This window comes from Scrofimicrobium canadense, assembly GCF_009696615.1.
GTDB classification, from domain to species: domain Bacteria; phylum Actinomycetota; class Actinomycetes; order Actinomycetales; family Actinomycetaceae; genus Scrofimicrobium; species Scrofimicrobium canadense.
The window spans coordinates 1-19,504 of record NZ_VULO01000014.1 but is presented as its reverse complement, the minus strand read 5'-3'; the positions used below and the strand labels follow the sequence as shown (position 1 = coordinate 19,504).

Annotated in this window: 19 protein-coding genes; 9 read left to right on the top strand and 10 right to left on the bottom strand. The window is 53.7% G+C overall.

From position 1 onward, the window contains the following. The first annotated feature begins 5 nt into the window (after positions 1-5). Both FYJ24_RS10920 and FYJ24_RS10915 read left to right on the top strand, forming a co-directional pair. Positions 6-1,925 (top strand): NAD(+) synthase, encoded by a 1,920-nt coding sequence (locus FYJ24_RS10920; protein ID WP_154546332.1) that lies wholly within the window; start codon positions 6-8, stop codon positions 1,923-1,925. Then, a complete protein-coding gene (locus FYJ24_RS10915) occupies positions 1,922-2,188 on the top strand; it encodes a hypothetical protein (RefSeq protein ID WP_154546330.1) in 267 nt (88 codons plus the stop codon). Before FYJ24_RS10920 ends, FYJ24_RS10915 begins: the two co-directional genes overlap by 4 nt. A 207-nt stretch (positions 2,189-2,395) precedes the next feature. Here FYJ24_RS10915 and FYJ24_RS10910 read toward each other — a convergent pair whose 3' ends face one another. From FYJ24_RS10910 to FYJ24_RS10895, 4 genes are all read right to left on the bottom strand, one after another. Then, the gene (locus FYJ24_RS10910; protein ID WP_154546328.1) at positions 2,396-2,626 is read right to left on the bottom strand and encodes a PIN domain-containing protein; all 231 of its coding nucleotides are present in this window, start codon (positions 2,624-2,626) and stop codon (positions 2,396-2,398) included. Beyond that, entirely contained in the window at positions 2,619-2,861 is a 243-nt protein-coding gene (locus tag FYJ24_RS10905; protein ID WP_318656677.1) for an AbrB/MazE/SpoVT family DNA-binding domain-containing protein, read from the bottom strand. The genes FYJ24_RS10910 and FYJ24_RS10905 overlap by 8 nt, the downstream gene beginning before the upstream one ends. A 207-nt stretch (positions 2,862-3,068) precedes the next feature. Beyond that, entirely contained in the window at positions 3,069-4,466 is a 1,398-nt protein-coding gene (locus FYJ24_RS10900; protein WP_154546324.1) for a class II fumarate hydratase, read from the bottom strand. Between the two features lie 50 nt (positions 4,467-4,516). Beyond that, positions 4,517-5,641, bottom strand: a complete 1,125-nt coding sequence (locus FYJ24_RS10895) for a GuaB3 family IMP dehydrogenase-related protein (protein ID WP_154546322.1) — start codon at positions 5,639-5,641, stop codon at positions 4,517-4,519. Positions 5,642-5,697: 56 nt separating this feature from the next. Here FYJ24_RS10895 and FYJ24_RS10890 point away from each other — a divergent pair, with 56 nt between their 5' ends. Next, positions 5,698-6,408 carry an exonuclease domain-containing protein gene (locus FYJ24_RS10890; protein WP_154546320.1) on the top strand — a complete coding sequence of 237 codons (711 nt, stop codon included), beginning with the start codon at positions 5,698-5,700 and terminating at the stop codon, positions 6,406-6,408. On the opposite strand, the gene FYJ24_RS10885 is transcribed toward FYJ24_RS10890, so the two are convergent. From FYJ24_RS10885 to FYJ24_RS10870, 4 genes are read right to left on the bottom strand one after another with little or no spacing between them, the layout of a single operon-like run. Continuing rightward, positions 6,405-7,595 carry an aminotransferase class I/II-fold pyridoxal phosphate-dependent enzyme gene (locus FYJ24_RS10885; RefSeq protein ID WP_154546318.1) on the bottom strand — a complete coding sequence of 397 codons (1,191 nt, stop codon included), beginning with the start codon at positions 7,593-7,595 and terminating at the stop codon, positions 6,405-6,407. The genes FYJ24_RS10890 and FYJ24_RS10885 overlap by 4 nt on opposite strands. A gap of 18 nt (positions 7,596-7,613) precedes the next feature. After that, positions 7,614-8,372: an amino acid ABC transporter ATP-binding protein gene (locus tag FYJ24_RS10880; RefSeq protein WP_154546316.1), complete on the bottom strand. Its 759-nt coding sequence runs from the start codon at positions 8,370-8,372 to the stop codon at positions 7,614-7,616. Beyond that, the gene (locus FYJ24_RS10875; RefSeq protein ID WP_318656670.1) at positions 8,359-9,051 is read right to left on the bottom strand and encodes an amino acid ABC transporter permease; all 693 of its coding nucleotides are present in this window, start codon (positions 9,049-9,051) and stop codon (positions 8,359-8,361) included. Before FYJ24_RS10875 ends, FYJ24_RS10880 begins: the two co-directional genes overlap by 14 nt. A 2-nt stretch (positions 9,052-9,053) precedes the next feature. After that, complete coding sequence (locus tag FYJ24_RS10870; protein WP_154546314.1) at positions 9,054-9,851, bottom strand: transporter substrate-binding domain-containing protein; 798 nt, start codon at positions 9,849-9,851, stop codon at positions 9,054-9,056. A gap of 395 nt (positions 9,852-10,246) precedes the next feature. Between FYJ24_RS10870 and FYJ24_RS10865 the strand changes: the two genes are divergently transcribed. Continuing rightward, a complete protein-coding gene (locus FYJ24_RS10865; RefSeq protein ID WP_154546312.1) occupies positions 10,247-11,644 on the top strand; it encodes an alpha/beta fold hydrolase in 1,398 nt (465 codons plus the stop codon). Between the two features lie 337 nt (positions 11,645-11,981). Here the strand turns inward: FYJ24_RS10865 and FYJ24_RS10860 are convergent, their stop codons facing one another. Beyond that, positions 11,982-12,413, bottom strand: coding sequence for a YjdF family protein (locus FYJ24_RS10860; protein WP_154546310.1), 432 nt, complete (start codon positions 12,411-12,413; stop codon positions 11,982-11,984). A gap of 365 nt (positions 12,414-12,778) precedes the next feature. On the opposite strand from FYJ24_RS10860, the gene FYJ24_RS10855 reads away from it, so the two are divergent. The 3 genes from FYJ24_RS10855 to FYJ24_RS10850 are packed head-to-tail and all read left to right on the top strand — an operon-like array spanning position 12,779 to position 14,640. Beyond that, positions 12,779-13,435, top strand: coding sequence for a TetR/AcrR family transcriptional regulator (locus tag FYJ24_RS10855; RefSeq protein ID WP_154546308.1), 657 nt, complete (start codon positions 12,779-12,781; stop codon positions 13,433-13,435). A gap of 14 nt (positions 13,436-13,449) precedes the next feature. Then, the gene (locus FYJ24_RS13220) at positions 13,450-13,584 is read left to right on the top strand and encodes a hypothetical protein (protein WP_263970236.1); all 135 of its coding nucleotides are present in this window, start codon (positions 13,450-13,452) and stop codon (positions 13,582-13,584) included. A gap of 36 nt (positions 13,585-13,620) precedes the next feature. Further along, entirely contained in the window at positions 13,621-14,640 is a 1,020-nt protein-coding gene (locus FYJ24_RS10850) for an Acg family FMN-binding oxidoreductase (protein ID WP_154546306.1), read from the top strand. A gap of 44 nt (positions 14,641-14,684) precedes the next feature. On the opposite strand, the gene FYJ24_RS10845 is transcribed toward FYJ24_RS10850, so the two are convergent. Next, a complete protein-coding gene (locus FYJ24_RS10845) occupies positions 14,685-15,296 on the bottom strand; it encodes a TetR/AcrR family transcriptional regulator (RefSeq protein ID WP_154546304.1) in 612 nt (203 codons plus the stop codon). 149 nt (positions 15,297-15,445) lie between these two features. On the opposite strand from FYJ24_RS10845, the gene FYJ24_RS10840 reads away from it, so the two are divergent. Together FYJ24_RS10840 and FYJ24_RS10835 are read left to right on the top strand one after the other, a co-directional pair. After that, positions 15,446-18,691, top strand: a complete 3,246-nt coding sequence (locus tag FYJ24_RS10840) for an MMPL family transporter (RefSeq protein ID WP_154546302.1) — start codon at positions 15,446-15,448, stop codon at positions 18,689-18,691. Positions 18,692-18,715: 24 nt separating this feature from the next. Beyond that, a complete protein-coding gene (locus tag FYJ24_RS10835; protein ID WP_206192670.1) occupies positions 18,716-19,156 on the top strand; it encodes a DUF1622 domain-containing protein in 441 nt (146 codons plus the stop codon). The last annotated feature ends 348 nt before the right edge of the window (positions 19,157-19,504 follow it).

The window sequence follows — 19,504 nt, the reverse complement described above, 5'->3', positions numbered from 1 at the left end:
GAGTCATGTATTCTCATGGTTTTGCGCGCGTAGCCGCGGTATCACTTCCGGTTGCTTTGGCCGATCCGGCCACAAATGCCGATAGAATTATTGCGGCTGCCCGCGCAGCCCATGACGATGGCGCTGCCGTTGTTGTATTCCCAGAATTGAGCCTTTCGGGCTATTCTCTTGATGACCTAGTCCTCCAAGACACGCTGTTGACTGGTGTGAGGGGCGCTCTTGACACGGTTGTAAAAGCTTCACGTGAGCTATTCCCGTTGTTGCTAGTGGGCGCACCACTAGTAATAGATCAGTGCCTCTATAACTGTGCCGTGTTTATTCACCGGGGCAGTATCCTTGCGATTACTCCGAAAACCTACCTGCCCACCTACCGCGAGTTTTACGAAAAACGCTATTTTCACACTCTCCCCGAGCCTACTTTCATTGATGGCATTCCAGTGGGACCGGTAGTTGTCGCGGCCCAGGACATTCCAGGGTTTGCCGTTAGCGCTGAGATTTGCGAAGACCTGTGGGTCCCGACTCCCCCTTCCTCATTTGCGGCAATGGCTGGCGCAACTGTCTTAGCGAACCTTTCGGCTTCTCCCATCACCGTAGGCCGCGCCCGCAAGCGCGAAGACTTAGTGAAAGCCCAATCAATGACCAGTTGTGCTGCGTACATTTATTGTGCCGCCAGCTATGGTGAATCCTCCAACGACCTGTCGTGGGATGGGCAGTCTGTGATTTACGAGGCAGGAACTCACCTTGCGTCATCTCCGCGATTTTCCCGCGAAACAGTGATGACCACTGCCGACGTCGACGTGGACTCGTTGCTGCGTGAACGCATACAGCAAGGTACTTTTGGTGACAACGCTGCGCGCATCCACGCTGATAGCACCATCGCACGCATTGAGGTTGCCTTCGGTGAGCCTCCAGCAGCAACGTTGCGCAGGGAGGTGGCTCGCTTCCCATTTGTTCCTGATGATGCAGCGCGCCTTGATGATGACTGTTACGAGGCTTTCAACATTCAGGTTTCTGCTTTGGCGCGTCGAATGGAATCAATCGGCACTCCCAAACTGGTCATCGGTGTTTCCGGAGGTTTAGATTCCACTCAAGCGCTGCTGGTGTGTGCTCAGGCAATGGATTCATTGGGCAGACCCCGCTCTGACATTTTGGCCTACACGATGCCAGGTTTTGGCACGTCCTCGCGTACTCGCTCAAATGCTGAAGAACTTGCTGTTGCTATCGGCGCGACGTTCAAAGAAATCGACATTCGTCCCACCGCAACCCAGATGCTTCAGACCCTGGGGCATGCTGAAGATGAATATGACGTCACTTTTGAAAATGTTCAGGCTGGTTTACGTACAGACTATCTTTTCCGCCTCGCCAACCAAGAAGGTGGGATTGTGGTGGGAACCGGGGACCTGTCCGAATTGGCTTTAGGGTGGTGCACCTACGGAGTTGGCGATCAGATGAGCCACTATGCGGTGAACTCTGGGCTTCCCAAGACGATGATCCAACATTTGATTCGGTGGGTAGCGACGCACCGAACTCCAGAATTGTCTGAGGTGCTTGAGGATATTCTCGATACAGAGATTTCTCCGGAGCTGGTTCCAGGGGCGTCCATGCAGTCAACGCAGGCCGTTATTGGCCCCTACGAACTGCAAGATTTCACCCTCTACTACTTGCTTCGTCACGGGGCTGGGCCACGAAAGATTGCTTTCCTGGCGCAACACGCGTGGCCAGAGTATTCCCGTGAAGACATTATTCATTGGCTTCGCGTATTCCACCAGCGTTTCTTCGCCAATCAGTTCAAACGCACGGCGATCCCTAACGGTCCTAAGCTTATGGGGGGTGGGGCTCTTTCACCTCGTGGGGATTGGCGGATGCCTTCTGATGCTCTTTCACGCATGTGGCTGGCTGAAATTGAAGAGTTGGAGGCCAAGTGAGCATTGTTGCGATCATCTTCGGAGCTCTTTTTGCCTTGGCATGTGGGGTTTTCTGGGCTCTAGCAACCCGCTCTGAGGGGCGCGTTTCCCTCTACTATTGGATCGGAGCGGGGGTATCTCTCTTGCAGGCATTAGCTCTGGGTATCGCTGCCTTCTATTCTGAGATTGGAACTCCCGGTTACATTATTACTGTGACCGTGGTGGGACTAGTTTTGGTCGCAGCAATCGTCTGGCTTTCGTCGCGGCGAAACCGGCAATCTTGATGTAGACCTTTAACGGAGTATGCAGATTCAGAGCTCAATGAGTGTTGAGAGGTAGTCCCCTACAAGCACAGCAGAGTTCATTTGGTGGGCAAGCTTCCGGTCAAATGTCGCTAGTGGAGTTTCTCCGCTCTTCTCTGCTTGCTTAGCCAAAAACACATCAGCAATCGAGAGCTTTGGAAGAAGCTGGTACTCGCTGAGGGGCGCGGCTCATAGACGTCTATCCATTCTGACGTTTGCTAGACCAATAAGAGAACGAATTGCCGCAACAATTGTGGGCCGAGAAATCATCATCACTCGTTCCAAGACAAAAACAACCTCTATCAATGCGACGTCAGGTACAACCATCTCTGTCGACGTAGCAAAAAGATGATCGACTGCTTTCGTTTGTTCGGGAACGTCATCAAGCAACCAGGGGAGCATGACATTCGTATCAAGCATCACCACGGTAGTCCTCGGCTCTTGCCTCCCACACTTCACCCGAAGTGGGAATATGTCCGCACGTACCACTACTTTGTACCTCTTCACGCAATCGGCTTCGCACCGTGGATATGTCGGCTGCTCTTTCAATAACCACAACGTTGTCCGAAACTTTCACAGAGACCTTTTGGCCTGCCTGCAAGCCCAAGGCACGGCGAACAGAGACCGGCAGTGTAATCTGCCCTTTCGCCGTGATCGTTGCATACTCTGCCCCCGTGTAAGGAGCCTAACGAATACAAGGAGGTTCATATAGTGGCATTGAGTTCTGACAATTCCGAGAACCAGGATTACGTATGTGAGGTCACCAGAACACGTGAACCTTGGTTTGTAAACACCTATCTATCCAAAATCCCCGGGGCAGAATACACTGCCGCCGGGGATGATTGGGAAGTTTACGAGGATACTACTTCTTTGCTGGAGTGGTCATCGACATCACGTCCAAGGCGGCATCAAGCTGCTCAGGAGTGACCTCTCCACGCTCAACAAAGCCAAGATCTTCAACAGCTTCACGCACTGTCATGTCTTTCTTGACCGAGTGCTTCGCAATCTTGGCAGCATTCTCATAACCAATCAGACGATTGAGCGGTGTGACGATCGAAGGCGACGACTCTGCATAACGCAGGCATGCTTCACGGTTTGCGACAATACCGTCGATGCAGCGATCAGCAAGGGTTGCTGTCACGTTGCCAACAATGTTGATGGATTGCAGCAGGTTAGCAGCCATCACCGGCAACATCACCAGCAGGTCAAAGTTACCTTGAGCTCCAGCAAAAGCAATAGCCGCGTCATTGCCAATCACCTGTGCGGCTACCTGCACTGTGGCTTCTGGCAGCACTGGGTTGACCTTTCCAGGCATGATGGAAGAGCCAGGCTGTAAGTCAGGTAGGGCGATTTCGCCAATGCCAGTGCGTGGGCCTGAACCCATCCAGCGCAGGTCGTTGGCAATCTTCACCAGGGAGACTGCAACCGTGCGGATGGCGCCGGACAGTTCAACAAGTGAGTCTTGAGCAGCCTGTGCCTCAAAGTGGTTGGGGGCCTCAACGAACGGTAGTCCGGTGTTCTCAGCAATCAGCTCAATGACCCGGGCAGAGAACCCTTCGGGAGTGTTGATGCCAGTACCAACAGCAGTGCCACCTAAAGGCAACTCAGCCAGGCGAGGTAGCGCGCCTTGAATACGGTCAATCCCGTATTTGATTTGCTGCGCGTACCCTGAGAACTCTTGTCCAAGAGTAATAGGGGTAGCATCCATCAGGTGGGTACGTCCCGACTTCACAATATCGGCGAACTCCACTGCCTTCTTATCCAAAGATTCAGCTAGTTTACGCAGTCCTGGAAGCAATACCTCTTCCACAGCCTGGTAGGCAGCAATATGAATGGACGATGGGAATACGTCGTTGGATGATTGTGAAGCATTCACATGATCGTTGGGGTGAACCTTCTCGCCCTTGGTGCGAGCCGAAGCCAGCGTAGCGACAACCTCATTGGTATTCATATTCGACGATGTTCCAGAACCGGTTTGGAAGATGTCGATGGGGAATTCTTTGTCATGTTTGCCGTCGATGACTTCGTCTGCTGCTGAGACGATTGCCTCTGAAGTGGCTGCGTCAATGACCCCCAGTTCAACGTTGGCCAAAGCAGCTGCCCGTTTGATTTGACCTAAAGCTGCAATGTGATGGGCAGAGAGGGTTTCGCCAGAGATGGGGAAGTTTTCCACAGCCCGTTGAGTCTGCGCAGCGTATAGCGCATCCTTCGGGACTCGAACTTCACCCATGGTGTCGTGCTCGACGCGGTACTCGGTCATGTTGCTCCTTCGCTCAGGTATCCTCACGTTTGGGGTTTCCTTGGTCTATTCTAGGCCGGTTGGTAGGGCGCGACGACGACCTCGACACGTTGAAGGTCTTTAACCTCGCTATATCCGGTGGTTGCCATTGTGCGTTTGAGCGCACCTATGAAGTTCAAGTGACCATCGTCCCTAGCTGAAGGCCCGTAAAGGATTTGTTCTAGCGTTCCGACTGTTCCCACATGGGCACGGTGACCGCGGGGCATCTCTGGGTGGGTTGCTTCTGAACCCCAATGCCATCCCTGTCCGGGCACCTCACTTGCGCGGGCAAGAGCCGCACCAAGCATGACAGCATCAGCCCCGCAGGCAATAGCTTTGATCATCGACCCTGACTTGCCAACACTGCCATCAGCAATAACGTGAACGTAGCGACCTCCAGACTCATCCATGTAGTCCCGTCTTGCCGCCGCAACGTCAGCAATTGCTGTTGCCATGGGGGCATGGATGCCCAACGACTGTCTGGTGGAGTGGGCAGCTCCGCCACCAAACCCCACCAACACTCCTGTTGCACCTGTGCGCATCAAATGTAAGGCGGCGGTATATGTTGCCACTCCCCCTACGATTACAGGCACATCCAACTCATAGATGAAGCGTTTGAGATTGAGAGGTTCTGCCCGGCTAGAAACATGCTCAGCAGAGACCGTGGTACCGCGGATGACGAAGAGGTCAACGCCAGCCTCAACGACCGCACGCCAGTAGCGCTGCGTTCTTTGGGGAGAAAGACGACCCGAAACGACCACTCCAGCCTGACGAATCTCATTGAGGCGCTCAAAAATGAGCTCTTCTTTGATCGGCTCAGAGTAAATCTGCTGCAAACGCGCTATTGACGAATCCGCGGGGAGCTCACCAATCTCTTGCAACAATGGCATTGGATCCGCATAACGAGTCCACAAACCGTCCAAATCCAATACGCCAATGCCACCAAGGCGCCCGAATTCGATGGCCGTTTGCGGGCTCATCACCGAATCCATGGGCGCCGCCATTACTGGCACATCCACGTGGAATGCGTCGATTTGCCATGACACGTTGACATCTTCAGTGTCACGAGTTCGCCTAGCTGGGATCAGGGCAATGTCGTCAAGGGAATAGGCACGGCGTCCACGCTTGCCTCGACCAATCTCTACCTCACTACTCATTTCTCTATGGTACCCATCACCTCAGACATGTCGGAGCGATACGGCACAATGTTCTTATGAGCGAAATACAAAGTTCTGAGTCTTGGATCAGCAAACCGTGGATTGGGTTTGACACAGAAACCACCGGCATCTCCCCAACCCAGGACCGGCTAGTGACCGCAGCAATCACGTCGTGGACCGACGGCACTTTAGGGACGGCGCAAACCTGGCTGGTCAACCCAGGGGTTCCTATTCCAGATAGAGCCACCGCCGTCCATGGGATCACAACCGAGTATGCTCATGAACATGGTGCAGACCCGGCAACTGCGCTCAATGAAATCAACGACGCTTTGGCGCAGCACCTCTCCCAGAATGCAGCGGTTGTTATTTTCAATGCTGGCTACGACCTGACGTTGCTTGAGGCTGACTCACGCCGCAACGGAGTGGCACCCCTGTCACAAAGAGTAGGTACTATCGCCCCGGTCTTGGACCCTCTGGTGCTAGATCGCGCACTGGTGCGGTTTCGCAAGGGACGCAGAACTCTCTCAGACCTGTGCATGGCTTATGGGGTTGAGATCTCCGCCAACGCTCACAATGCTGACGCTGATGTGGCAATGACCTTGGCACTCATGGCTCGAATAATGCAGCAACACCCACAACTGCAAGGTATGTCGGCTACGGAAATCACTCAGTTCCAACGTGAGTCACATGAAGCCTGGGCAGAAGATTTCGAAAGGTACCTACGCTCTCAAGGCAAAGACTCTCACATCAGCCGTATCTGGTTCTAGCCCAAAGCTCGATCTACATCGGCAATCAAGTCTTCGACATCTTCCAATCCCACAGAGAGCCGAACCAGGGTGGGGTCAACGGCGGTGGCCGATCCTTCTTTGGTTCCATGGGTCATGGCGGCTGGATATTCGATGAGAGACTCCACGGCACCTAGAGAAACAGCCAAACTGAACGTCTGCGTCGACTCACACACCCTGATGGCGTCTTCGGGGGTAGCGACCGTGAAAGAGAGAACCCCACCAAAGCCGCCGCTCATCTGTGAGAGTGCCAACTGGTGTCCCCTGTGACTGGGAAGACCCGGATAGTTGACGGTTTTGACCCGCGGATCAACCTCTAAGAATTGAGCTATTTCTAGGGCACTGCGGCTTTGCCTGTCCACCCTCACGGCCAGGGTTTTGAGTCCCCGAGCCGCCTTATAGGAATCTTCTGGTGAGGGGATGGCCCCCGTTGCTGTTTGCAGTAGGACCAGTTCTTCACTGACCAACCCATTGTCCGTCCATGGTTCTATCCCCTCTGGCACCACTAAATCCGAGGCGACGATAGCGGCACCGCCCACCAAGTCGGAATGCCCACCAATGTATTTGGTGGTCGAGTGGATAACCGCGTCGGCGCCCAAAGCCAGTGGGCGTTGCAGGTAGGGGGAGGCGAAGGTGTTGTCAACAACTAAGAGCGCGCCATAAGCATGTGCCAACTGCGCCAACGCCGCAATGTCGTAGACGTCAAGGAGAGGATTGGAGGGAGTCTCTACCCATAGCACTCGGGGCCTATTTGCTGCCAGGTCCTGTTCAACAGCGGCGAGGTCCCCAGCGTCTACTTCACTCCATTTTCTTCCCTCAGCTGCATGGATTCTAGTGAAAAGCCGGTAGGTTCCTCCATACACATCGGAAGAGAAGGTTAGGTGATCTCCCGGCCGCGAAAGCACCCTCAGTAGGGTATCTTCAGCGCTAAGTCCGGCGGGGAATGCCACCGCCTCCCCGCCTTCTAACGCACCCAAAGTCACCTGGTAGGCGTCGCGGGTCGGGTTGGTGCCCCGGCCGTAGTCGTAGCCTGCTCGTAGAATTCCCACCCCGTCCATGACGAAAGTGGAGGCAATATGTACGGGGGGAATAATGTCCCCAGTGATGCGGTCCGGCTCATTTCCCACATGAATGGCCTGCGTGGAGAATCCTGAATGATCGACTGACATAAATAGTGATCCTTTGTGTTAAATGCGGTCGAGCACGCGGCCCAAGAACTGCCGGGTGCGCGGGTTTGATGGGGTGTCAAGAACGTCAGCGGCGCTGCCCCTCTCGGCAACGACTCCCTCGTCCAAGAAGAGGACCTGGTCGGCAATATCCCTTGCGAACGCTATTTCGTGGGTGACCACCACGATGGTCCACCCTTGCTCCGCTAAGTCACGCATAACGCCAAGAACGTCACCAACAGTCTCTGGGTCAAGCGCTGATGTTGGTTCGTCAAAAAGAAGTAACTTCGGCTCAAGTGCTAAAGCCCTGGCGATACCAACCCGCTGCTGTTGACCACCTGAGAGTTGGCCTGGATAGCGGTCAGCAAACTCAGACAATCCCACTTGCTTGAGGTATTCGTGGGCTTGCTCAGTTGCGTTAGTCTTGTCGATTCCCTTAGCGTAAACGGGCCCTTCAATAATGTTCTCTAATACAGTGCGATGAGGGAAGAGATTGTGTGACTGAAAGACCATTCCAGACTGGGCTCGAAGCTGACGCAATGCGGGTTTCTTTGGCGACGCCCCATAATCGACACTCACCTGGTCGATTGAGACAATTCCCAATTCGGGTATTTCTAAAGCGTTGAGCGAGCGAAGAAACGTGGTCTTCCCTGAACCCGATGGCCCAATCATTGCGGTGACCGTTCCCGCTGGCACATCTAAATCGACGCCTTTGAGAACCTTTTTTGGACCGTAAGCTTTATGAAGATTTCTCACGGTGAGTAGATTAGGCAAAGACATTGCGCGCTCCTTCCGACACGTAGGCCCGCTGTAGGCGGTCCTCCAATAATCCTTGAATAACTGACAGGACCGAGCAGATCACCCAGTAGTACAAAGCTGCAAGTACGTAGAGCGCCAAGAACTGGAATGTGGGAGCGGCGATCTCTTGGGCTTTGCGTAGCAGTTCAACCACCATGATGGACGAGGCGAGAGACGTCTCTTTCACCAAAGAAATAAAGGTGTTCGACAGGGGTGGGACAGCGATTCGTAGTGCCTGCGGCAATATGACGCGTTTGAGGGTCTTTGCGTAGCTTAGACCCACTACTTCGGCCGCTTCCCATTGGCCTTGCGGGACGGCTAGAATCGCGGCACGAATAACTTCCGCTGCGTATCCTCCCACGTTGAGAGAAAATGCCACTACTGCCGAGGTGAACGGATCTATCACTAGTCCAAGTGTGGGCAGCGCATAGAAGATGATGAATAGCTGCACCAGCAGTGGGGTGCCACGAATCAGTGACACATAGATTTTCGCTATCGTCCTCAGAGTACGCGAGGACGATATGCGCATGAGAGCAATAGTGACTGCCAAAACCATGCCGAACGCAAAGGAGATCAGCGTGAGGGGAATGGTTCCTAGTAGTGCTCCTTGGGCCAGTGGCCCCAGAGAGGTTCCTATCAGTTCAAGAGTGGAGGCATCCACGGTTACTCCGAAATATCTGTGCCAAAGTATTTTTCACCGATCTTGGCCAGTGTTCCGTCGGCTTTGAGTTCTTCCAAAGCCTGGGTGAACTTGGGGGCCAGTTCGGAGTCCTTGAGGAATGCGAAGCCTTGGCGTGATTTGTCTTCTGGGACTTCCGCGCCGACCTTGACCGAGTCATCACCTGTGGTTGCGAAGTACTCAAGTACAGCCAGATTGTCATTGAAGGTCACGTCAACCCGGCCATCACGCAGCGCAGCCACGGCCTCGGTGAATCCATCCACCGGCACTACTTCTGCACCGGCGTTACGGGCAAGTTCAGCCCAGTTTGAGGTCACTGATTGCGCTGATTTCTTGCCCTTGACGGAGTCAACGCTGGTGATGCTGGTGTCATCCGCGGGAACAATCAGAACAGGGTTAGAGACAGCATAGGGGGCGGAGAAGGAATAGATTTCTTCACGTTCTGGGGTGATCGCCACCTGGTTTGCCACCACGTCATAGCGTCCGGATTCAAGCCCCGCGAAGATCCCGTCCCATTTCACTTCGTGGAACTGGGCTTCTGCCCCAAGTTTTGCTGCAACAGCCTGAGCTACTTCCACGTCATATCCGATCAGTTCCCCGCTTTCGGTGTCATGGAAGGTGAAGGGCGCATAGGTTCCTTCGGTTCCGAAGGTGATCACCTCGGCTGAGCTGTTTGACTGTTCTTCAGTTGTTGACTGGTTTGGCTGCGCCTGCGAACTGGAGCATCCAGCTAATGCTAAGGCTGCAATAGCGGTGGCAGAGTACAGTATGGTTTTCTTCATTGTTTTTCCTTTGATAAGCGCACCTAGCGCCAATGTGTGTATTAGTTATGGAAAGTAGCCCACTTACGTAGGGGCAAAGCAATCCGCACTTATCTAGGTAAAGTGCAGGTTAAGGCTTGTTTGAGTGAAGAGGTCGCGAGTCTCTTTTATGAGTCAATCAGCGACAACACATACAGGACATGAACATTCGCTGGCACATCATGCCGCGCAGCACCTGAGTCGAAACGACTGGGGCTAGTTCATTGTTCTGATTTTTCACACAGACAACATAACACATATATACAAAAGTGCGACTGGCCGTCCGACGGCCTCTCACACGCACTAGTCCTTTTGACTGACAAAAATCCATCCCTTTAGGGGATGCCTTGCACCCAGAATCTTCCTATCCTTGACCTATGATTCGATCGAGAAAACTCATGATATTTACAGGCATCGGCATAATCGCAACGGTGGCAGGCTGCAGCGCAGTCAATCCACAGTTGGCTGAAAGTGGCAGTGCGTCAGGCAGCACACCATCGTCTTCTTCCATTGCGTGGCAAAACTGTGATCAGCTGGTAGAAAGCGAAAAAGCACTCAACGATCTCATAGGCGCACCTTCACAATTAGAGGCTTTTGCTGACCGGATGCAGTGCGCGACGGTGGCGGTCCCCCTTGATTACGATGACCCGGATGGACGCCAGGTTGAGGTGGCGATTGCAGCCCTGCAACCTACCGGAGAGAGCAAGGGATACATTTTTACTAATCCTGGTGGGCCTGGATTAGAAGGTCGAACAATGCCTGCTGCCATTGCATCTTCAGATGCAAAAGCTCTCACGGATAATTTCACGTTGATTGGCGTGGACGTGCGGGGAACAGGTGGGTCCACCAGTATGGACTGTCCTTCATTGGCAGAGTTGGATGGCCCCAACGACAGCACAACAAACCCCACGGAAGCACAGACGGTAGCCAAAGAGTATTGGAAGCTCACCGCTGATGCGAATAAAGCATGTGTAGAGGTTGACCAGGCGTTGGCTCAAAGCCTTACTACAGCCAATGCAGCCCGCGACCTTGATCGGATCCGCGAAGCTCTGGGAGTGGACACGATCGGTTTCTTCGGTGCGTCGTGGGGAACTGAACTTGGCATTGCCTACCAGTCAATGTTCCCCCAGTCTGTGTCAGGCATGGTTCTTGATTCTGTCATGGATATCCGCCATCAGACAACAGAAACTCTTGACGATGTTTTAGAAGCCACACTCACGTTCACTGCAGAAAATGAAGATGGCGCAATTGATAGTGAAGAGAACATTGAGGATTCACCACTGGACATGCCTGAATCTGCCGATCCAGCACTTGAGGATCAACCAGCAAGCGACGACCAACCGATAGACACATCGAATCTCTTGATGCCCCTTAATATTGCTGCCCGCACTGCTTACACCTGCAATTCTTATGAGGGCGCGGATGATGAACAGCAGCAAATCGACGACATGACCAGGCGTGGAAACCAGTATGGCGATGCTGGGCTCGCCCGGCCAATTCACCCTGTCAGTGGAGTTGCCGCAGGGGTTACTGCCTGTGCGGGGTGGCCGTTTGCGCCCGTGGCAGTTCCAGCAGAAAACCATGACGTGCCACTTCTCATCATTGGCCATTCCAATGAGACTGTCACCCCTATAGCATGGGCAGAGCGCGCCCATGAGACTATTGGCGGCGATTATCTAGTTCTTGACGACGCCTCTCATGGTGCTGCCATGATGGGTGAAAGCGCACAGAAGATTGTTGATTTCTTTGACGCACATGCCGTGAACGAAAAATAGTAAGCGGGGAAGTCTCTCAAGAGAGATACCTAGGCAAAGCCAAAACCTCGTCAAAGTGATAACCGTCTATAGCAAAAAGAGGCACGTTCTCACCCTTGAGTGTTGTGGTCCGGGTTTGTACTGTCTGACGTATTGGCTTTCAAAGAATCTGAAGAACTCATTCAGCAAAAATATTTTCTTCACTGCGTGATCTTTGAAACTCACACAAAGGCGCAAAACAGGAGAATAGGCCAATCTGCACATCGGGAGAAGTGTCGTACCACGAAGCCGAAAACGATTTTGCACATAATGAGCGCCTTCCCCACATTGAGAAAAATGCGGGGAAAGTAATCCGCCGCTAACGGCCGCGGTGTTTTTGTTTGCGTTTGGCAGTCCGCTTTTGATAGCGCTGCTCTGCCTGCTCTTGCCTTCTGCGTGATCTTTTCGTTTTCGCGCGACATTTCAGTTCATCTCTGACATCGGCTAGTGCCTCTTGAGCGGCTGTTGATGCCCTCGGCGTGGCGGCTTCTTTAGCGGCAATACGCGCTAACTTCTTTGGATTGAGCGCTCGCTTCGAACGCTCACGGACGTGAGGGCTGATCCGCGGCGCATCATGGGCACGGGCGATCAGTTCCACCCCGTGATTGACCATCCACTGCCACAACTGTGCATCAGTAGGTTCGATGCCAAAAATGTGTTGTGCTGCTTGGACGGTGCCATCTGCATAGTGGACCTCGTACACTCCCACCCACCGCGAGCCATCAAAGAATAGTGTGAAAGCAGACTTCATAGCGGAACCTTCCGTCGTAGCTGGGCATGAAAAACATGCCTGCTTTGACTGGTTTCCTCTATGAGGCTACGAACCACCAAGGGCGGTGATCGACCGGACTACCTTCCGGTCCGTGAGGTTTGCAAGAGCAGAACTCACCTACTCTACTCGTGTTCCTCCTGCCCGATGTGCACGGGGAAGCTCGTTGTGCGCGGGGCCCATGCACAACGAGCTTCCCCGTGCACATTGAGTCACTACAGACGCATTAGGCTTCTCTCCAGCCCACACTTTCAGAGTATTTGAGCATCCCCCTGACTTGCTGAGTGAGCTTTAACCGTGGGAAACCCTTATAGCAGCCTCTTGCACGGGTGTGCAATGCTGGGGTTATGCACAACGAAGCACTGAGTAGCCGCCTCAACCAGGCGCGCAAGGAACTTCTGGTTGACGCGGCTGAAATTGTCTTTTTGCGCGGCGGCGTGGAATCAAGTTCCATGAGTGACATCGCCAAAGAAGCGGGATGTAGCAAGCGCACTGTTTACCACCATTTCTCCAGCAAAGATGACCTGATTGCTGAGGTGATGCTGCGCGGATTCACGTTGCTACTGGAGAAGTTAGAGGAGGCCGAACGTGCGAACGAAGCCGCCAATCCCCTGATGCGCCTGCAGGGAGCAGCTCGCGTACTGTTTGACTTCCACAATGACTATCCCGAATACTTCCGCACCATCGTTGAATACCAACCGCAAGAAGATGCCTGTGAATCCCCTGATTCAATTCTTGGGCGAATGTACCTGCTGGGTAATAGAGCCAACGACGTTTTGGTTTCGATCATCACGGATGGACAACAACAAGGCATATTTCGCCGCGATCTCGATCCAGACGCTGCTGCAGCCACCCTATGGGTGAGCGTTCAAGGGGCCCTCTGGGTGGGAATGAGGAAGACACACTACCTGCAGGCTTCTCACAACCTGGATCAAGAAACTCTGTTCGGCATTCTCTTGGGATTGCTCACCGAATCGCCACTTTACCTCCATACAGAAAACTAACCAGAAAGGCACCTATGCCTACTCATCATCCACGTCGACGGATCGGAAAAACCGTGGCTCTTGTCACCGGAGGGATCGTGGTTAGCGCAGTCGCGGCTGGCGCGCTCATCAGCGGGGCTCAATTGGGGCGCAGCTACTTGGACCCGTAGAAGAAATCCTATGCTGGGCAATCATCAGACCCGCGATTGCAGGTAGCCTCGGCGGGACTTCTAGCCGGAAGCAGCCATAATACTCAGCCGTGGCGCATCGATCTTGATGACAACGATCCACTCGCTTTCGACCTCTATGTAAATCCAGAGCGGCTCACACCTGTGGTAGATCCGCTGGGACGCCAAGCTATGATCTCGCAAGGGACCTTCCTGGGATATATGCAGGAATACGGAGCTGCTCACGGTTGGGATGTTCAGGTAAAGCTCTTCCCCCGGGGAGAACTCGACGAAGCTGCCTTTTCTGAAAGTCTTGCCAATACGCCGATAGCACGAATCAGACTAGTTGAGGCCGTACCGGTAGAATCCTCTCTGGCCGAAGGACTCTATATTCCTGACACGAACCGCTCACCTTACAAGGACACTCCGATTGACCCGTCCGTCGCCTCGTCCATAGAAAACCTCAGCAATTCTGTGGCGCGGATCAGGCTGATTGACAATCCAGATGAGGTGGCTCATCTTCAAGCTATTGCACTCAGTGCCGCCATGATAGAGGCGGATAAACAGGAAGCAATGGACGAGGCGTCCGCGCTCTTGCGCTCTAATGAGTATGCGAAGAATCGCCACCGGTGGGGCTTTACCGCAAGCGATCAGAACGCGAATCCTCTGGTCCGCCACGCAATGCAGACACTAGTCACGCTACTGCCGGGGCTGGGCCAGGGCGAGGCCGCGGCAAAGATGTTCCGCGAGTCAGCCGTCGAGCATGTGGAAGGTACCTCTGCTTTTGTCTTGGTAACAACCCAGAACAACGACCGCCACTCTCAGGTGGAAGCAGGAATGACATACGCCCGGGTGGTTCTCAGCGCTAATGTTCATGGGTTGGCAACGCACCCTCTCAGCCAGGCACTGCAAGAATACCCTGAGCTATCCGAATGCTATCGAGAGATTCACGAGAGTTTTGGGGGCGACGGCGCCATCCACATGCTGGCCCGGATTGGGACACCCACTGCACAGGTCGGACCATCAATGCGCATGCTAGTTGACGACATCGTGATGTAGCACGTCAAGTACTAGCGACCCGCTTGCCGAAGTGGGGCGCTAACCTAGTTGTCGCTTTGGCCTGGCAGGCTCACAGCAGGAACAAAGATTCCCATAAGAAGTTCAATCGCTTCTTCGCGTTCAATGCGACCAGAAATAACTGCCTCACACGTACGATCGATTGCCCCCAAGAAGGCAACCATGAGTTTGTATGCGGTGCGCTCATCTATCCCGAAAATATCTACCGCAAAGGGTGCGTATTTTTCTGCAATATCCACCCGCCTTGACCGGTCCTCTTCCACAACAGCAACGATCATCGAGCCAAGCTCGTCGTAGAGAGCGCCGGCCCCCAGACTGCAGTCAATGTACACCTCGCAAAACAACCGCAGCAGCTCCAGCGGATTTGCTCCCGAATACGCAGAATAGGCTATCGCTTCAGCGATGGTCTGCTCATATTCTTCCCCCACCTGTTCGAACATTTCCTGCAGCAGACCGGCAATTGACCCAAAGTGTTGATACGCGACAGGTTTAGAAACTCCACTGGCCTCCGCTACACGCGCCAATGTGAGAGAGGTGACCCCTTGAGTGCGCGCCATATCTATTGCCACATCGAGCATTTGTTGGTGCCGAGCCGAAGCAGGAATCCTCTGACGCGACCTCGGTGTTACTGAACTCATATGGCCTCACTCACCTCCCCTATCGCAGCGGTATTCACTACTGCTATCCTACTAATGGTAACTTACGAATGGTAACTTGAGCATCCGCAACTTTACTAGGCGCTGAAATCACTGCCACCGCGGCAGCACGAGTAGGAATGTGAATCATTATGGCATCTTTCTTATACCGCCTGGGGAAACTAGCTTATCGGCAACGCAGATGGTTTCTGGCCGCGTGGATAGTTATTCTTCTGGGCGTCGGTACATCTGCCGCACTTTTCATGGGAACCTTCTCTGAGAATTTCCGCCTGCCAGGCACGCAAACGCAAGCCACGCTGGACCGCATGAAAGAGATATTTCCCGACGCTGCCAAAGTATCCGGGTCGGTGGTTTTCGAGAGCAGTGACGGGACACCTCTTACCGCCCAACAGCAAAAAGCCATTTCCGCGGCTCTAGCGTCGCTTCCAGGAAAACACAACGTAACCAGCGCTATTGACCCGTTTGAGCAGCAAGAGCAAATCGACAGTGCAGCCAGCGAAGTTGCTGACGGTAAAGCCGAGATCGAAAAGAATGCGAAGAAACTGGAAGACGGCAAGAAGCAACTAGAGGACGCCAAAAAGCAACTAGAGTCCGGCAAAAAGTTGGTCGCGGAAAATGAACCCCGACTCAAAGCTGCAGCAGAGCAGCTGGAGTCAGGCCAGGCTGAGTTGGATGCTGCACGCACCCAACTTGAACAAGGCCAAGCCGAATACGATGCCGGACTAGCCCAATACAATCAGGGCTGGGCTGAACTACAGGCAGGGAAAGATCAACTGGCTGCTGGGCAAGCTCAGTTTGACGCCGGTAAGAAGCAGTACGAAGAAAGGCTGGCGGCCGCCGCAAAAGAATTTGACGTAGGCGCGAACTACTCGGAGGTTGAAGCTGCACTGTCTGCTGCTGAAGCAGCGCTCCCTGAGCGACGGGCAACACTTGAGAATGAGTTGGACAAGGCAAAACAAGGCCTCAAACTCTATCAGGGATGCGCAGCAGGGATCGTTACGCCCGAATTATGCGAACCACCTGAAACACTTAAAGACAAAATCAAGGCGGCCGAAGGCGGCATAAAGGAACTCACCGGACTCATCAAGGAAGTCGACCAGGCAAAAATCGCGTTACCAGCACAGAAGGCACAACTAGCCGAGGGGAAAAAGCAGCTGGACGCCTCTGAGGCACAGCTCGCAGCCGGATGGGCACAGAGCACGCAGGGTGAAGAACAGTTGGCCGCAGCCAAGCAACAACTCGATGCAGCAGCCGTGCAGCTCAGTGATGGCTGGGCTCAGCTAGAGGCAGGCCAAGCGGAATTGGACGCGGGTCGGGCACAATACGAAGAAGGCAAAACCCAGCTAGAACAAGGCAAGAAAGACATTGCCAAGGGTGAGAAAGAAATCCCCAAAGCAGAAAAAGAACTAGCTGACGGTGAAAAACAACTAGCTGAGGGACGCGAGCAACTGGCTCTTGGTGAGCGCACCGCCTCGGCCACCGAAGGATTGCGTTTCGTCTCAGAAGACGGCACCACAGCAATCGCCCAGCTCAGTTTCGATGCAGGCATGGGCGGACTCTCAGACGAAAGCCGCGACGGACTCATGGCCGACCTAGCATCACTTGAGTCCGACGGCATCAATGTCATGTACTCCGCCGAGATCGTTACCACCCTTGACGGACTGATCGGTATTGGAGAAGTCATTGGTCTCCTTCTGGCCGCAGTCGTTCTCTTCGTGATGATGGGAACCCTCGTTGCTGCAGGCCTGCCACTTTTGATGGCACTAGTAGGCGTCGGCGTAGGCGTCGGCGGGACCTTAGCGCTGTCCTCAGCCATTGAGGTCATGTCAATCACCCCGATCTTGGCACTGATGCTGGGATTAGCTGTGGGAATCGACTACACGCTTTTCATCGTTCACCGTCACCGCCAGCAGCTTCTCAAAGGAATGGAACCTGAAGAATCCGTTGGACGAGCAATAGGCACCTCAGGGAATGCCGTCGTCTTTGCAGGATTGACAGTGGTCATTGCACTGGTAGCACTCGTTGTGCCCGGATTGCCATTCCTTTCAATCCTCGGTCTATCTGCTGCTGCGACCATAGCAATAGCAGTCCTGGTGGCGATTACTCTTACGCCAGCAATGCTCGGATTCATCGGTAAGCGGATCGTTTCCAAACGGGCTTACGCCAAAGAGAAAGCTCATGCCGAGGCAGTTGCCAGTGGTGCTATTGACGTTGAGGAAGAAGAAACTCGCTCACGCAACCGGGGATGGGGAGCGTTCACCACCCGCCAACCAGCCATCGCAGCATTGGCCTCGGTGGCACTCCTTGGTGTGCTTGCCATTCCCACATTGTCCATGCGCACCGCGCTGCCTGATGGCGGTCAAGAGCCTTACGGTTCTACCGCACAGAGAGCATACGAGACCATCTCGGAACGGTTTGGCGGTGGTTACAACGGCCCCATGGTGGCGATGGTCGACCTGCCAGAAGGTCTAAGTACCGACGAGGCAACAAACACGATGCTGGACGTCGCCGATGAAATCCGACCACTTGAAGGTGTAGTTGCAGTACTTCCAGCCGGACTCAATGACGACAACACTGCAGGCCTACTACAGATCGTGCCAACTGGTGGCCCCGCCTCGATCGAAACAGAAAACCTAGTCCATACTCTGCGCGACAATACTGCACAGATACAAGAAGTAACCAACACAGAGGTCAACTTAGCTGGTCAAGTTGCTATGCAAATTGACGTGTCACAAAAGGTTACCGAAGCACTGACACCTTATCTCATCATCGTCGTCGGACTGTCACTGATCCTCCTGCTCTTGGTATTCCGTTCAGTCGTCATCCCTCTCCTGGCAACCGCAGGATTCTTACTATCGTTGGCTGCTGCTTTTGGTACAACTGTTGCCGTCTATCAGTGGGGATGGCTTGGAAATATCTTTGATGTGCACACTCCTGGGCCAATTCTGAGTTTCTTGCCCATATTGCTCACTGGAATTCTTTTCGGACTGGCAATGGACTACCAGGTGTTCCTGGTCTCAGCGATGCGCGAGGCGCACGCCCACGGGGCACCCCCTGTGCGAGCAGTTCGTCGCGGATTCCGAGCATCTGGCCCGGTAGTTACCGCAGCAGCACTGATCATGGCTTCGGTCTTTGCCGGCTTTGTTTTCTCGCACCTCACCATGGTGCGGCCGCTTGGGTTCGGCCTGGCTATCGGAGTACTGGCTGATGCTTTCGTCGTGCGCATGACACTCACTCCAGCTGTGATGTCGCTGCTGGGCAAATGGGCCTGGTATATCCCCCGCTGGTTAGACAAGATTCTTCCCAATGTGGACGTTGAAGGAACCAAACTCGCAGCTCTAGAGGACAAAGAACTTGCAGATACCCTGCAAAAGTAGACTGTTCACTCTAGGATTGACCGTGTGAACGGGGAATTCTTAGAGGACGCATTCGTGGTAATAGCCACCGGTTTTGAACTGCTGGGCACTATCGCAATGGTTGTCGGGTTCATCATTGCAGCCTATTTGGGTATCAATAAACTAGTTACGAAGCAGGGGGCGCTCGCTGCCTTTCATACCTTGAAGACCACCATCGGCGGCGCAATTCTGTTAGGACTTGAGATACTCGTTGCTGCGGACTTGGTTCGCACAGTCACGTCAAAACCGTCCCTAGAAGATGCTTTCATTTTGGGACTCATCGTTGTCATCCGAACGATTTTGTCGATGTCGATCCAGATTGAGATTGAGGGGGTCCTCCCTTGGAAGCGCGCGTTACTCACCTCTGGGGCAAGCGTTATTGCTCATCAGATTAATGAGGATGGTTCCCGAAAAGAGAAGAACAAGTCAAGTAAAGTCGGCAGGTAGTGAAGAGGAGACCTACGTGCCTCCGCACACCACGTACGGGGTCATAAAACCGTAAACGGGGCCAAATACCGCCCAGGCACATGCCACATCACCCAGGATGCAGACATGAGCAGCTTCCCCGCGTGACTGCCAGAAAAGACTGGCAGTCCCGCAAGATTTTAAAACTACAGGTCAGTAGGCGAAGTGAATCTGGCCTTGACGAATCGTAGGCTTTTCAATTTCGGGCTCTTCGGACTTTGGTGGGGTGTGAAGGTGTTTCATACTTTTAGGTGTGATCCAAAAAGATAATAGAAACACCTTCACTGTCTCTGATCCTACGTTGATTCTTCAGGCTTTGGTGAGTTTGAA